The organism is Streptomyces sp. NPDC057445, from assembly GCF_042802855.1.
Lineage (GTDB): Bacteria > Actinomycetota > Actinomycetes > Streptomycetales > Streptomycetaceae > Streptomyces.
In genome coordinates this window covers 495,009-508,444 of record NZ_JBHVDH010000001.1, presented here as the reverse complement: position 1 = coordinate 508,444, position 13,436 = coordinate 495,009, and the positions used below count along the sequence as shown (strand labels likewise).

General features: G+C 71.7%; 14 protein-coding genes. 4 read left to right on the top strand and 10 right to left on the bottom strand.

What is annotated here, in order from left to right; translation table 11 throughout:
* Positions 1–102 precede the first annotated feature (102 nt).
* Positions 103–1,137, top strand: coding sequence for an ArsR/SmtB family transcription factor (locus tag ACFU5O_RS02350; RefSeq protein WP_384235302.1), 1,035 nt, complete (start codon positions 103–105; stop codon positions 1,135–1,137).
* Here the strand turns inward: ACFU5O_RS02350 and ACFU5O_RS02345 are convergent.
* Together ACFU5O_RS02345 and ACFU5O_RS02340 are read right to left on the bottom strand one after the other, a co-directional pair.
* Positions 1,107–2,267 carry a PhoX family protein gene (locus ACFU5O_RS02345; RefSeq protein WP_384236373.1) on the bottom strand — a complete coding sequence of 387 codons (1,161 nt, stop codon included), beginning with the start codon at positions 2,265–2,267 and terminating at the stop codon, positions 1,107–1,109. The genes ACFU5O_RS02350 and ACFU5O_RS02345 overlap by 31 nt on opposite strands.
* A 94-nt stretch (positions 2,268–2,361) precedes the next feature.
* Positions 2,362–2,721, bottom strand: a complete 360-nt coding sequence (locus ACFU5O_RS02340; protein ID WP_384235299.1) for a hypothetical protein — start codon at positions 2,719–2,721, stop codon at positions 2,362–2,364.
* A 232-nt stretch (positions 2,722–2,953) separates the two neighbouring features.
* Here ACFU5O_RS02340 and ACFU5O_RS02335 point away from each other — a divergent pair, with 232 nt between their 5' ends.
* Entirely contained in the window at positions 2,954–3,361 is a 408-nt protein-coding gene (locus tag ACFU5O_RS02335) for a VOC family protein (protein WP_384235296.1), read from the top strand.
* 64 nt (positions 3,362–3,425) lie between these two features.
* On the opposite strand, the gene ACFU5O_RS02330 is transcribed toward ACFU5O_RS02335, so the two are convergent.
* The 6 genes from ACFU5O_RS02330 to ACFU5O_RS02305 all read right to left on the bottom strand — a co-directional run bounded on the left by ACFU5O_RS02330 (position 3,426) and on the right by ACFU5O_RS02305 (position 10,204).
* Positions 3,426–4,361, bottom strand: coding sequence for an oxidoreductase (locus ACFU5O_RS02330; protein WP_384235293.1), 936 nt, complete (start codon positions 4,359–4,361; stop codon positions 3,426–3,428).
* Between the two features lie 126 nt (positions 4,362–4,487).
* Entirely contained in the window at positions 4,488–5,264 is a 777-nt protein-coding gene (locus tag ACFU5O_RS02325; RefSeq protein WP_384236370.1) for an AraC family ligand binding domain-containing protein, read from the bottom strand.
* 340 nt (positions 5,265–5,604) lie between these two features.
* Positions 5,605–6,117 carry a DinB family protein gene (locus ACFU5O_RS02320; RefSeq protein ID WP_384235291.1) on the bottom strand — a complete coding sequence of 171 codons (513 nt, stop codon included), beginning with the start codon at positions 6,115–6,117 and terminating at the stop codon, positions 5,605–5,607.
* A 43-nt stretch (positions 6,118–6,160) separates the two neighbouring features.
* Positions 6,161–6,487 (bottom strand): nitrite reductase small subunit NirD, encoded by a 327-nt coding sequence (nirD, locus tag ACFU5O_RS02315; RefSeq protein WP_384235289.1) that lies wholly within the window; start codon positions 6,485–6,487, stop codon positions 6,161–6,163.
* Entirely contained in the window at positions 6,484–8,988 is a 2,505-nt protein-coding gene (gene nirB / locus ACFU5O_RS02310; protein ID WP_384235286.1) for a nitrite reductase large subunit NirB, read from the bottom strand. Before nirB ends, nirD begins: the two co-directional genes overlap by 4 nt.
* Before the next feature lies 1 nt (position 8,989).
* On the bottom strand, positions 8,990–10,204 hold the full coding sequence (locus ACFU5O_RS02305; protein ID WP_384235283.1) for an NAD(P)/FAD-dependent oxidoreductase: 1,215 nt from the start codon (positions 10,202–10,204) through the stop codon (positions 8,990–8,992).
* 196 nt (positions 10,205–10,400) lie between these two features.
* Here ACFU5O_RS02305 and ACFU5O_RS02300 point away from each other — a divergent pair, with 196 nt between their 5' ends.
* A complete protein-coding gene (locus ACFU5O_RS02300; protein ID WP_384235281.1) occupies positions 10,401–11,180 on the top strand; it encodes a sulfite exporter TauE/SafE family protein in 780 nt (259 codons plus the stop codon).
* Positions 11,181–11,189: 9 nt separating this feature from the next.
* Here the strand turns inward: ACFU5O_RS02300 and ACFU5O_RS02295 are convergent, their stop codons facing one another.
* Together ACFU5O_RS02295 and ACFU5O_RS02290 are read right to left on the bottom strand one after the other, a co-directional pair.
* The gene (locus ACFU5O_RS02295; RefSeq protein ID WP_384235278.1) at positions 11,190–11,852 is read right to left on the bottom strand and encodes a class F sortase; all 663 of its coding nucleotides are present in this window, start codon (positions 11,850–11,852) and stop codon (positions 11,190–11,192) included.
* A 101-nt stretch (positions 11,853–11,953) separates the two neighbouring features.
* Positions 11,954–12,481: a hypothetical protein gene (locus ACFU5O_RS02290; protein WP_384235275.1), complete on the bottom strand. Its 528-nt coding sequence runs from the start codon at positions 12,479–12,481 to the stop codon at positions 11,954–11,956.
* A 345-nt stretch (positions 12,482–12,826) separates the two neighbouring features.
* Between ACFU5O_RS02290 and ACFU5O_RS02285 the strand changes: the two genes are divergently transcribed.
* On the top strand, positions 12,827–13,429 hold the full coding sequence (locus ACFU5O_RS02285) for an NADPH-dependent FMN reductase (RefSeq protein ID WP_384235273.1): 603 nt from the start codon (positions 12,827–12,829) through the stop codon (positions 13,427–13,429).
* Positions 13,430–13,436 lie beyond the last annotated feature (7 nt).

The following is a 13,436-nucleotide window of genomic DNA, read 5'->3' as shown; positions in this document are numbered from 1 at the left end:
CCGCACTGCGTTTCAACTGTGGCTGAAACTCCGTGGTGACGGCCTGTGATTGCATGCATACTCAGTGGCTGGGACGATTGCGGATGCAACAGTGGGGGTTCCGTGCTGCGTATCCATTTCACGGGCGAGGACCTTGCGAGGGTAAGGATGGCGGCCAGACCGGACGTTTTGTGGGAGACGATTCTGAGCTTTCACCGTTTACGGGACCGCCGTGGCGCCACCGTCTACGGAGAATGGCGCACGGAAACCCGGGCCCGGTTGAATGGTGAAACACGCCTGCTGGCGGCGCTCGTGCCGTCGCGCGGATATTTCCCGGACTTCCTCACCCCGCCCGAGGCGCTGCACGGCCTCGACGAAGGCCTCGAAGCGATGCGTGCGACTCCGGTGCGGCGGCTGCGGGCCGAGCTCGGGCTGCTCGCCGCCGACCGCCCGCACACCGGGCTGCCGGCCCGGCTCGCCGGGCTCGCCGAGGGCGCGGCCGAACCCATGGCCCGGCTCGTCGGAGCGCTGCGCAGCTATCACCGGGCCGCGATCGAGCCGTGGTGGACGCAGATCCAGGCCGCCGTGGAGGCCGACCGGGCCGCCCGCGGCCGGGCCCTGCTCGACGGCGGAGCGGACGAATTGCTCGCCTCACTGCCCCCGATCCTGCGCTGGCAGGCCCCGGTGCTGGAGGCGGACTACCCGGTCGACCGGGACGTCCATCTGGAGGGGCGCGGGCTGCTGCTGCAGCCTTCGTACTTCTGCCGGGGTGCGCCGGTCGTCCGGCGCGACCCGGAACTGCCGCCCGCGCTGGTCTATCCCGTCACGCACTCGGGCGCGTCGTCGGCCGTCGACACCGAGCGGGGCCGGGTGTCCCTCGGGCGGCTCGTCGGCCACACCCGCTCGGCCGTCCTGCGGTCCATCGGCAACGGCTGCACGACGAGCGAACTGGCCCGCAGGGCCGGGGTGTCGCTGGCCTCCGCGAGCCAGCACGCCTGCGTACTGCGGGAGGCAGGACTCGTGGTCACGCTGCGCAACGGCAACGCCGTGCTGCACACGATGACCCCGCTGGGCACCGCCCTGCTCAGGGGCGGTGGCCAGCGGGATCCGGTGGCGCCGGGGGGTGGTTATGCCCGGAACGGTCCCGTCACCTCATAGGTGATGCCGCCCGACGAACTGCCGCTCGTGCCGCGCTGGCTGGAGAAGTACAGCCGCCTTCCGTCCGGCGAGAAGGCCGGTCCGGTGATCTCGGAGCCGGACTGGCCGCCGATCCGCAGGAACGGGGCGACGACATCGTCCGGGGTGATCAGGCAGATCTCCATGTTGCCGCCGTCCTCGGCGATGTACAGATCGCCGGAGGACGCGCCGGTCACGTTGTCCACGCCGGTCAGCGGGGCGGAGCCGCCCGGCACCAGCGAGTCGTCGTAGGCCAGCTCGTAGGTGCTGCTGTTCAGGTTGAGCTGCCAGAGGCGGTTGTCGCCCTTGGTGGTGAACCAGACGGTGTCGTTGGCGTAGTGGCAGCCCTCACCGCCGTTGAACTTCTTCGCGCCGGACACCTGGCTGCGGGTCGCGGTCGGCGAGCCGTCCGGGTCGGGGACGTTCGCCCAGCTGAACGAGCCGGAGGTGGCGGTGCCGGCGACCAGTACCTGAAGCGTGCCGGAGGAGAGGCTGCCCCAGGTGGCGGGGACGAACCGGTAGAGGCAGCCGTTCGTCTCGTCCTCGGTCAGGTACACGACCTTGCGGACCGGGTCCGCGGCCGCCGCCTCGTGCTTGAACCGGCCCATGGCGTTCCGGCGGACGGCCGCGTTCACGCCCCACGGGTCGGTCTCGTAGACATAGCCGAGGCTGACCTCCTCGCAGGACAGCCACGTGTTCCACGGGGTCCTGCCGCCGGCGCAGTTCTGGCGGGTGCCGGAGAGGATGCGGTACGCGCCGGTGATCGCGCCTGTCGAGGAGAACCTGACCGCGCTCACCCCGCCCGACGGGTTGATCTCCGAGTTGGAGACGTAGATCCAGCCGGAGCCGTCGGCGAAGCAGGCGCCGCCGTCAGGTGCGCTGTGCCAGGTGTAGGAGGTGGAGCCGACCCGCTGACCGGACCGGGCGATCACCCGGCTGGTGAACCCGGCGGGCAGCTGGATGCCGTTCGCGTCCGCCGCCCCGAGCGCCCCGTAGGGGCCGGGGCCGGGCTGCGCCGGGGCCGCGGAGGCGGCGCCCTGCCACAGTGTGCCGCCGAAGGCGGCGGCGGAGGTTCCGATGACGGCTCCGCGCAGGAAGCTGCGTCGTTCCACTGTCACTCCATGAGGGTCGTGACCGCCCCGCGCCGCCGGACGGCGTGCGGGGTCGCGCGCCAACGGACCATAGAAGCGCGGAGTTGACGCACCATCAACGAGCGGTGAAGCGGAAACGTCGGTCTGCGGGGCTGTGGCCGACGCGCGTGCCGGGGCGCGGCTCCCGGGCAGTGGCGCCGACGGCCGCCGCCCTGCTCCCGAGCTGCTTCTTCAGCTCCGCCAGGTGGTCCTTCCAGAAGATCTCGTACGCCGAGAACGAGACCGGGACCGGGACCACGACCGGGACGAAGACCGCGACCGGGACCGGGACCGAGACCGCGACCCCGACCGCGTCCGCGTCCGGCAGCTCGGTGTGCGCGTGGCCGAGGCCGATCCGGGTCTTCCGCTCGTTCTTCAGCGTCAGACGGACGGAGACCCGGCTGGTGCCGCCGCCTCGGGGCCCGCTTCTGTTCATGGCCCACGGTGACCGACCGGGCGCACGGCCATGAACCGACGGTCCCCGACGGCTCCCGCCCCTCGCCGTCGGCGCCCGGCGGGCCCGTGTCCCCCGGTCGCGTGCCTCGTACGGCCGTGCCTCGCGGTCGCCGGGAGAATCTGCCCGAGTGGGCGATGAGTTCTCCGCGGCTCCCCGGTCTACCCCACGAAAGCCGACAGCACGGTGTGCGACCAGAAGAGAGAGAACCGCGATGAACCAGATGATCTTCGTGAATCTGCCGGTGAAGGACCTCGAGAAGTCGAAGGCCTTCTGGAGCAAGCTCGGCTACTCCTTCAACCCCCGGTTCACCGACGAGAACGGGGCCTGCCTCGTCTTCAGCGACACCATCTTCGCGATGCTCCTCACCGAATCCCGTTTCAAGGACTTCACGCAGAAGGACATCGCCGACGCGGCCACCAGCACCGAGGTGATCCTCGCGCTCAGCGCCGAGAGCCGGGAGAAGGTCGACGAACTGACCGACGCGGCCCTCGCCTCCGGCGGGTCGCCGGCCAACGAGACCCAGGACCACGGCTTCATGTACGGCCGCTCCTTCCAGGACCCGGACCACCACATCTGGGAGGTCATGTGGATGGACCCGAAGGCGGTCGAGGGGGAGTAGACCGAGGCCCGGGCGCCGGAGCCGGCAGGGCCGCCGGCCGCCGGCCGCCGGACCACGGCGGGTATCAGCCCTTCAGCTCGTCGTACGTCACGCCTGTGAGCTGCTCGGACGCCGCCCAGAGCCGCTCACCGGTCGTGTCGTCCAGGGTCCGCCGGGCCCGCCACGACTTCGCGGGAGTGCCCCGCAGGCCCTGGATCCTCGGCCCGGTGAACGAGTCGGGCCGTACGCCCGGCGCGGTCGCGGCGTGCAGCGTCGGCAGGGCGCCCGTCTCGGCGGGCTGGGCGATGAGGCGGTTGCCGAACTCGATGAGCTTCTCGGCCCTCCGGCGGCCTTCCATCCTCGCCCCCGCGGTCTGGAGATTGGTCGCCGCATAGCCCGGGTGTGCCGCCGCCGCGACGACATCGGAGCCCGTCGCCCGCAGCCGCCGCGCAAGCTCGTGCACGAACAGCAGATTGGCCGACTTGGAGCGGCCGTACGCCACCCAACGGCGGTAGCGGCGCTCGCTGTTGAGGTCCCCCAGATCGACGTCGGCGAGGGCGTGCATCACGCTGGACACGGTCACCACCCGGGCGCGCGGTGTGTTCAGCAGCTTCGGGAGCAGCAGCCCGGTGAGGGCGAAGTGCCCCAGGTGGTTGACCCCGAACTGGGTCTCGAAGCCGTCGGCCGTCGTGCCGTACGGCAGGGCCATCACGCCCGCGTTGTTGATGAGCAGGTCCAGCGTGCCGGGCTCGTAGGAATCCGCGAACCGCCGTACGGAGGCGAGATCGGCCAGGTCCAGCGGGCTGAACTCCACATCCGCGCCCGGTACTTGCGCCTTGATGAACGCCTCTGCCTCCTTGCCGCGGGCCTCGCTGCGGCACGCGAGGACCACACGGGCACCGCGGCGGGCGAGCTCGCGGGCCGTGACGAGCCCGATTCCGCTGTTGGCTCCGGTGACCACGACGGTGCGGCCGTTCTGGTCGGGGATGTCGCGCGTGGTCCAGCCGGTCGTCGTCGGCATGTGGTGCTCCTCCGGTGCTTGTCGGCAGGAAAGACCTCAGCTGCCAGCGTACGCCCGGACCATACGATTGCGTATGGTCCGGAGGAGGTCCCCGCACGGTCCCCGCACGGCCCTTTCGCAGCTGGTTCAGGCCCGCGACGCCGCGCGCCGGTACGCCCCCGGCGTCACCCCGTAGTACCGCATGAACCACCGGTGGAAATGCGGCTGGTCCGCGAACCCGGACTCGACCGCCGCCTGCGCCGCCGTGGCCCCGCCCGCCAGCAGCTCCCGCCCGCGCCGCAGCCGCAGCAGCCGCTGGTAGTCGCTCGGCGTCATCCCGTACTCGGCACGGAACGCCCGGTAGAGCGCGAACCTGCTCAGCCCGGCCGCGTCGGCCAGCCACTGCGCCGGGACCTGCTCCTCGTACCGCTCCCGCAGCAACTCCCGTGCCCTGCGGGCCGCCCGCGACCGCGCACCTCCGGCCACGTCGGTCACCCGCACCGCGCCGGACGCACCCCTGCGCACCATCGCCGTCACCGCTGCCGCCAGCCGCTCGTCCCGCACCAGCGGATCCGCCCCTCCGGCCAGCGCCGTGTGCAGCCGCATCAGGGAGCCCCGCAGTACCGGGTCGTGCAGGACCGGCGCCGTGAACAGGGGCAGCGTCCCGTGCCCTGCGGTCGCGTCCGCGAGCACGTCCCGCACCAGTTCGGGGCCGATGTGCACCATCCGGTACCGGTACCCGAGATCGGCCGCGGCCCGGCCGTCGTGAGGGTCGTCGGGATTGAACGCCATCAGCAGTCCGGCGGCGCTGGTGTGCGCCCCGCCGCGGCAGCTGAACCGCTGGGCACCCGCCTCGGTGAAGCCGAAGGAGTACGCGTCGTGACTGTGCCGTGCATACACATGCCGGTGGAAGTGTGCGTGCATGGCTTCGAGCGGTCGGTGCGGGTCCCGCCAGTAGCGGGCCCAGTCGTCACGCGGTCCGGTGGTCACCGGTCCATTGTCCGACGCCTGGTGTCCGACGCCTGGTGACCGACGCCTGGTGCCCGACGCCCGGTTCTTCCCCGTCGGTCTCCGGCGCCGCCTCGTCCGGGAACGCCTCGGGCCCGGCATCGAGGAGATCCCCGCAGGCCGTCTCGTCGCCCTCAGCCGGCCGGTGGAACCGGTCCGGGCCCTGCCGGGGCGGTTGCCCCCGGCAGGTGGCGCTGCTCGGGCGCCGGCTCACCGGGGATCTGTGGCCCTGCCGGGCCGGTGGACCCCGGGTCCCTCAGTAGTAGCCCTTGCCGCCGTCGAGAATCTCCCGTATGGCATCCATGTGCCCTGCGTGCCGTGCGGTCTCCTCCACCATGTGGATCAGCATCCAGCGCAGGGACGCGGCGGCGGACCCGAAGTCCGGGTGCTTGCCCACCTCGTCCAGCGGGTGGGCCGCGATGATCTCGTCCGACACCGCGCACTGCTGCTCGTACTCCTCCAGCAGCCGGGCGAGCGGGATGCCGTCGACCATCATGTCGGCGTCCTCCGGCTCCTCGACGAACTGCGGCCCGTCGGCCGGGCGGCCGAGGAAGAGGACCTCGAACCAGGTCTGTTCGGTCCAGCGCAGGTGCGAGACGATGCCGGCCATCGTCATGAGGGGCGAGGCCGGGAGGACCGACCGGTGGGCATCCTCCTCGGACAGCCCTTCGCACTTGAAGTGGATGATCGCGCGCTGCATCTCGAACCAGCCGAGGAGCTGCGTCCGCTCGTCGGCGGTGAAGGGCGGGCGGGTGCGGGGAGGCGTCATGGGCGCCGACCGTAGTGGAGACCCGCGCGGCGCCGCACCGCATTTACCCGCCGGCCCGGACCGGGTAGGCGGGCACCGACACCGACTCGTCGTCCAGGCACCGGCCCGTCTCCAGGTCGAACCTCTGCTTGAGCAGCGGCGACGCCACGAAGGGCCGGCCGTCCGCGCGGCCGACCAGACCGCGCGAGAGGACCTGTGCGCCGGTGAAAGGATCACGGTTGCCGATCGCGTACGCCCGGCCGGAGCGGTCCAGGAAGACGGCGGCCTGGCGGCCGTCGGGCAGGAGTACCGCCATGCCGCGCCCGGGCGTGAGACGGGACGGCTCGCAGACCGGGAACCAGTCGTCGTCCAGGTGGAGTTGGAGCATCATCGGGTGAGGGTCCCTTCCAGGGTCAGGACGGTCAGGTCGGGCTTGATCTGGTCCCGCTCGGCGACGAACCTCACCGACGGGTCCGGCGCGTCCGGCGCGTTCACGAACGACACGAAGCGGCGCAGACGGTCCGGGTCGTCCAAGGTCTGTGCCCACTCGTCGCGATAGCCCGCGACATGCTCGGCCATCAGCGCCTCCAGCTCGTCGCACAGCCCGAGGGAGTCGTGCACGACGACGTCCCGCAGGTGGTCCAGGCCACCCTCCAGGCGCTCCAGCCAGGTGGACGTGCGCTCCAGCCGGTCCGCGGTGCGGATGTAGAACATCAGGAACCGGTCGATGAGCCGCACCAGTTCGGCGTCGGACAGGTCCTGGGCGAGCAGATCGGCGTGCCGGGGCGTGGCGCCGCCGTTTCCGCCGACGTAGAGGTTCCAGCCGCCGGCGGTGGCGATCACACCGAAGTCCTTGGACTGCGCCTCCGCGCATTCGCGGGCACATCCGGAGACCGCCGACTTCAGCTTGTGCGGGGCCCGCAGACCCCGGTAGCGCAGCTCGAGGCCGATGGCCATGCGGACGCTGTCCTGGACGCCGTAGCGGCACCAGGTCTGCCCCACGCAGGACTTGACCGTTCGCAGCGCCTTTCCGTACGCGTGACCCGATTCGAAACCGGCGTCGACGAGACGGGTCCAGATCGCCGGGAGCTGGTCCACGCGCGCCCCGAACATGTCGATCCGCTGACCGCCCGTGATCTTCGTGTAGAGCCCGAAGTCCCGTGCCACCTCGCCGATCACGATCAGTTTGTCGGGGGTGATCTCACCGCCGGGGATGCGCGGCACGATCGAGTACGAGCCGTTGCGCTGCATGTTGGCGAGGAAGTGGTCGTTGGTGTCCTGCAGGGCGGCCTGCTCGCCGTCGAGGATGTAACCGCCCCCGAGCGACGCCAGGATGGAGGCGACGGCGGGCTTGCAGATCTCGCAGCCGTCGCCGCCGCGCGCCTCCTCGCGGCCGTGGGAGTCGAGCAGTGCCGCGTACGAGGTGAGGCGCAGGGCCCGGACGATCTCGTACAGCTCGCTGCGCGTGTGCGGGAAGCAGCCGCACAGTCCCTTGTCGGCGGACTGCGGCAGCAACTGGCCGATGACCTTGACACAACTACCGCAACCCGTACCGGCCTTGGTGCACTTCTTCACCTCTGGCAGCGAGGTGTGGGCGCAGATCTCGCCCTTGGTGACGTTGTGGCAGGAACAGATGACCGCCTCGTCGGGCAGGGCCGAGGGCCCGAGCGCGACGGGCGCGCCCGCACCCGCGGGCAGCACCAACTGCGCCGGCGGCACGGGCGGAACGCTGCCGGTCAGCGGGCGGAGCATGCCGTACGAATCGGCGTCACCGACGAGCACCCCGCCGAGCAGCTCCCCGTCCCGGCCGAGGACCAGCTTCTTGTACACCCCGGAGCGTGAGTCGGAGTACACGACGTCCAGACAGCCGTCGGCCGTGCCGTGCGCGTCGCCGAAGGACGCCACGTCCACACCGAGGAGCTTCAGCTTCGTCGACAGATCGGCACCGGTGAAGCCGCCTTCCTCGCCTCCGACGACGTCCGCGACGGTCCTCGCCATCTCGTAACCGGGCGCGACCAGACCGTACACACGGCCGTCCGACGCGAGGGCGCACTCGCCGATCGCGAACACGTCCGGATCCGACGTACGGCACTGCTCGTCGACGACGATCCCGCCGCGCTCGCCCACGTCCAGCCCCATGTCACGGGCGAGCTGGTCGCGGGGCCGGACACCGGCCGAGAAGACGACGAGATCGGTGGCAAGTGCCGACCCGTCGGAGAGGTTCATGCCGGTGACCACGCCGTCGCCCGTCACGATCTCCTGGGTTCCCACTCCCGTGTGCACGGTCAGCCCCATGCCCTCGATGGTCCGGAGCAGCGCCGCGCCGCCGCCCGCGTCGACCTGCACCGGCATCAGCCGCGGCGCGAACTCCACGATGTGCGTGTCCAGGCCCAGGCCCTTGAGCGCGCCCGCCGCCTCCAGACCGAGCAGTCCACCGCCCACGACGACACCCGTGCGGGACGTCTTCGCGTACTCCTCGATCGCGAGGAGATCCTCGATCGTGCGGTACACGAAGCAGCCCTCGGCGTCCCTGCCAGGGACGGGCGGCACGAACGGGTACGAGCCGGTGGCGAGCACGAGCGTGTCGTACGTGAACGTCCGCCCGGAGCGCGAGACCACCGTGCGCGAGGCGCGGTCGATGCGCTCGGCAGGGTCGTCGAGACGGAGCTCGATGCCGTGCCGGTCCATGAAACCCTCCTCGACGAGGGAGAGCTCGTCAGGGGTGCGGCCGGAGAAGTACGAGGTGAGCTGTACCCGGTCGTACGCCGGCCGCGGCTCCTCGCACAGCACGACGACCCGCGCGCGGCCGGTGACGCCCCGCTCGGCGAGGGCCTCCAGGAAACGCTGGCCGACCATCCCGTGGCCGACGAGCACGATCGTGGGCGTGGTCATCTCAGAGTCCTCCATCGGTGGTGAGCAGGTCGAGCAGTGGGGCGTCAGGAACGGGGTCGTCGCCCTCCCAGGCCCGGGCGAGCGCCCCGACACCGGCGAGATCCCCGAGCAGTACGCCGCCGACGAGACGGTCACCGCGGACGACGACCTTCCGGTACGCGCCCCGGGTGGCGTCGGCCAGTTGCAGCACGTCGTCCCCGGGGCGCGGCGACGGCTCCCCGAACGCGGCGAGATCGAAGCTGCCGGTGCCGCCGAGAGTGAGCCGGGTCAGCGCACGGGTGCCGGTGTAGCGGGGCCCGGCGCCGGACTCGTCGACGAGCAGGGCCGCGAGGGCGTCCGCCTGTTCCAGGGCCGCCGTCGCCAGGCCGTACACCGTCCCCGCGTGTTCGGCGCAGTCGCCCACGGCATGGATGTACGGGTCCGACGTACGCAGGGAATCGTCGACGACGATTCCCTGACGGACCTCCAGCCCCGCATCGGCGGCCAGGCCCGTGCGCGGGCGGACGCCGCAGGCGAGGACCACACACTCCGCGTCCAGGACGAACCCGTCGGCGAGCTCGACGCCCGAGACGCCCGCCCCCGCGCTGCGCAGCCCACGGGCACGGCACTGCGTGTGGACCTCCACGCCGAGGCCCTCCAGATGTCCCCGGACCAGGGCGCCCGCCGCCGGGTCGAGATGGCGGTCCATCAGCGCGGCGCCCTGATGGACCAGCACCACGTCACTGCCGCGCTCCGCCAGGGCCCGTGCCGCAGAGACGCCGAGAAGGCCACCGCCGACGACCACGGCACGGACACCGGTACGGGCCGTGCCCGCCAGGGCCAGGCAGTCGTCGAGCGTGCGGAACGGATGCACGCCGTCCGGCAGCCGCCCCCGGCCAAGACCGCGCAGGGGCGGCAGCACCGGGTTGGAGCCCGTCGCCAGCACCAGCCGGTCGTATGCCACCGCGGAGCCGTCGGCGCAGTGCACGAGGCGCTCCACGCGGTCGATCCGCACCGCCCGCACCCCGCGCCGGACCGTCTCCGTCCCGCCGGGCACCGGCGGAAGCGCGATCACCTCGGGGCCGTACCGGCCGGCCAGAACCTCGGCGAGCAGGACCCGGTTGTATGGGGCGTGCGGCTCCTCGCCGAGGAGCGTGACGCCGCACGCCGGGGCGAGCCCGCGCGCCAGCCGCGCCCCCGCCATCCCTGCGCCGATCACCACGATCCTCGAAACCATGTACGCAGCATGCGGTGGCGCTGTTACCTGCCCGCATCCCGCTTGTTTCCCGTGCGGAACGCTGCCCTCAGCGCGGTGCGGCCCGGCTTGTGAGGCGGCGGGCCGCCGTACGGGTGCCGGGACGCAACCTCAGACGCAGCTCAACAATCCCGGGAAAGGTGGACCGCACACTTATCTGGTCCATAGGGTCGCGAGCATGCCCGACATATCACTGACGACGCTCGTCCTCCTGTGCCTCGCCGCCGCGGCGGCCGGATGGATCGACGCCGTCGTCGGAGGCGGCGGACTGCTGCTGCTGCCCGCCCTGCTCCTCGGAATGCCGAACGTGCCCGCCGCACACATCCTCGGGACCAACAAGGCCGTGGCCATCGTCGGCACGACCGGCGCGGCCGTGACCTACGTCCGCAAGGCCCGCGTACAGGTGAGGACGGCCGTACGGATCGGGCTCGCCGCCCTCACGGGCTCCATGGCCGGGGCGTTCTTCGCCGCCGGAATCAGCAGCGACGTCCTGCGACCCGTGATCATGGTGGTCCTGCTCGGTGTCGCGGCCTTCGTGATGCTGCGCCCGTCCTTCGGCACCACACAGGACAGCGGCCCGCCCACCCGCGCCCGGGTCGTCACCGCGATCGTCCTCGTCGGCGGCGGAATCGGCTTCTACGACGGCCTCTTCGGCCCCGGCACCGGCACCTTCCTGGTGCTCGCGCTCACCGCGGTCCTCCACCTCGACCTGGTCACGGCCTCCGCCACCGCCAAGATCGTCAACGTCTGCACCAACGCGGGCGCCCTCGCGATGTTCTCCTACCAGGGCACCGTCATGTGGCAACTGGCCGCCGTGATGGCGGTCTTCAACCTCGCGGGCGGCCTGTTCGGCGCGCGCACGGCCCTGCGCAAGGGCGCCGAATTCGTCCGCGGCGTACTGCTCGTGGTCGTGTTCTCGCTGGTCGCGAAGCTCGCCTTCGACCAGTGGTCCGGGTAGGCCCGGGCGCTACGGCCGGGCCGGTTCCGCCGCCCGGCCGCGTACGCCGATGAGATGCGCGTACACCACCACGTTCCCCCGGTAGCCGGACCCGCCGTCGAAGCCGCCGCCACACGTGATCACGCGCAGCTCCGCCCGGTCCGCCGGCCCGTACACCTTCCTGTCCGGGAAGTCCTCGTTCTCGTACACCTCCACCGCGTCGACCGTGAACACCGCCGTGCGGCCGTCCTTACGGAGGACCTCGATCCGGTGGCCCTTTTTCATGGTGCCGAGGCTGTAGAAGACGGCAGGGCCCCGAGCGTCGTCGACATGCCCGGCAACGATCGCGGTGCCCCGCGCACCCGGGGAAGTGCCGTCCTCGTACCAGCCCGCCAGATTGCGCATCCCCGTCGGCGGCACCTCGAGGCTGCTGTCGGAGGCGAGACCGAGTCCCATCACCGGCGCGTCCACCCGGAGCCGCGGGATGCGGAAGCGGACCGGCTCGGACGGCGGCAGCGGGTCGGCCGCCTCGTCCGTGTGCCGGCCCGCCGCGAAGGCCTCTGCGGCGGACGGCACCGGCGGCGTGACGCTCCTGGAGCCGTTCTGCACCAGCCACAGGCCGGTGCAGACCGACACCGCTATCAGCCAGCCCCAACCCCGGCCCCTGCCCCTGCCGTCGCGCGTGCCCTGCATCGGATGTCCTCCGCAACCGGGAGATGGTTCCCCGCCCCCGTCAGTCGAACGCATGACGGGGGCGGGGACGGCGGTACGAGGACGGTGGAGGCCGAGCCCCGTCAGCTGCCCTGTGCGCCGCTCGCCCGGCGGCACAGGAGCCACGCCCCGCCGACGGCGGCTGCGGTCATCACGACCACACCCGCCGCGATCTGGGTGGTGTCAGGCCCGACGCTGCCGCCGACGCCCGTCTTCACATGGCCGCTCGGCTGCTGCCCGTGGGACCGGACAACCAGGTCCCCGGTGGCCTCCTTGCCGTTGTCGCACAACATCGCGATGCCGTAGTTCCCCGGCTTCGCCCCCTTCGGCACCTTGAACCGGCCGACGACGACCGACTTGCCCTTGTCCGGCGACGCCTTGAACTCGCCCGCCCCTATCGACTGCGCGTCACCCGTGCCGTGGCCGCCCTTGCCGCAGGCCGTGCTGGTCACGGTGACGGTCGTACCGGGGGACACGGACGAGGGCGTGATCTGCAGCGCCTCGAACTCCGCCGCATACGCCGACGGGACGGCGGCGAACGCGCCCAGACACACCGCGGCCGCCAGCGCAGGTCCGGACGTGCCGGTCAGCAGGCGGGCGGTGATGAGCATGTCGTCCTCCGAAGGCGATGGCGTCCTCGTTCACTTCAGAGGTAAGGGCCCCTCCGCCACCCACGCTTGCTGATGGGCGATCAGATCCGTCCCGCGGGACCCGGGAATCGCGCTGCTCGCGGCATGTCGCCGCAGGTCACGGGGGCCGGACTGCGCCATCGGGCGCGCAGCGCGGGCGGGCGCGCCGAACGGGTGACAATCCGTCGGGCCCGGCGTGTCGGATCCCCTCCGGGGGGTTCGGTGTCGTACACGTACGCCGCGGCGCTACAGCCGGGACACGCTGCGGCGCGTCGCTCCACGGTGGCGCTTGACCTCAACCATGGTTCACGTCCGAGGCTCATCGGTATGGACCTCACCACATCCGCACAGGCCGCCCCGCTCAAGCTCGCCCTCGTCATCGCCAGCAACCGCGAGGGCCGTTTCGCACCCGTCGTCGCCGACTGGTTCCTGTCCCGGGCCACCACCCGCGACGACTTCACCATCGACGTGATCGACCTCGCCGACGTGGAACTGCCCACCGCGCTCTCGTACAACCCCGACGAGCGGGTCAGGGACGAACTCGCCGGAGTCTCCCCACGCCTCGCCGACGCCGACGCCTTCGTCGTCCTCACCCCCGAGTACAACCACTCCTTCCCCGCATCCCTGAAGAACCTCATCGACTGGCACTACACCCCATGGCAGGCCAAGCCCGTCGGCTTCATCTCCTACGGCGGGATCTCCGGCGGACTGCGCGCCGTCGAGCAGCTCCGTCAGGTGTTCGCCGAGATGCACGCCGTCACCATCCGCGACACCGTCTCCTTCGCGCACGCCCGGGCCCAGTTCGACGACGACGGCCGGCACAGGGACCCCGCGGGACCCGACGCCGCCGCCAAGACGATGCTCGACCAGCTCGCCTGGTGGGGCACCGCACTCAGGGACGCCAAGGCCCTGCGCCCCTACTCGGGCTGATCGCCTA

Bases quoted from the DNA above. Each gene is read 5' to 3' on its own strand.
- ACFU5O_RS02340 (WP_384235299.1), bottom strand. From the start codon at position 2,721: ATGAACAGAAGCGGGCCCCGAGGCGGCGGCACCAGCCGGGTCTCCGTC.
- ACFU5O_RS02300 (WP_384235281.1), top strand. From the start codon at position 10,401: ATGCCCGACATATCACTGACGACGCTCGTCCTCCTGTGCCTCGCCGCC.
- ACFU5O_RS02295 (WP_384235278.1), bottom strand. From the start codon at position 11,852: ATGCAGGGCACGCGCGACGGCAGGGGCAGGGGCCGGGGTTGGGGCTGG.
- ACFU5O_RS02305 (WP_384235283.1), bottom strand. From the start codon at position 10,204: ATGGTTTCGAGGATCGTGGTGATCGGCGCAGGGATGGCGGGGGCGCGG.
- ACFU5O_RS02325 (WP_384236370.1), bottom strand. From the start codon at position 5,264: ATGCACGCACACTTCCACCGGCATGTGTATGCACGGCACAGTCACGAC.
- ACFU5O_RS02320 (WP_384235291.1), bottom strand. From the start codon at position 6,117: ATGACGCCTCCCCGCACCCGCCCGCCCTTCACCGCCGACGAGCGGACG.
- ACFU5O_RS02330 (WP_384235293.1), bottom strand. From the start codon at position 4,361: ATGCCGACGACGACCGGCTGGACCACGCGCGACATCCCCGACCAGAAC.
- ACFU5O_RS02290 (WP_384235275.1), bottom strand. From the start codon at position 12,481: ATGCTCATCACCGCCCGCCTGCTGACCGGCACGTCCGGACCTGCGCTG.
- ACFU5O_RS02335 (WP_384235296.1), top strand. From the start codon at position 2,954: ATGAACCAGATGATCTTCGTGAATCTGCCGGTGAAGGACCTCGAGAAG.
- nirD (WP_384235289.1), bottom strand. From the start codon at position 6,487: ATGATGCTCCAACTCCACCTGGACGACGACTGGTTCCCGGTCTGCGAG.
- nirB (WP_384235286.1), bottom strand. From the start codon at position 8,988: ATGACCACGCCCACGATCGTGCTCGTCGGCCACGGGATGGTCGGCCAG.
- ACFU5O_RS02285 (WP_384235273.1), top strand. From the start codon at position 12,827: ATGGACCTCACCACATCCGCACAGGCCGCCCCGCTCAAGCTCGCCCTC.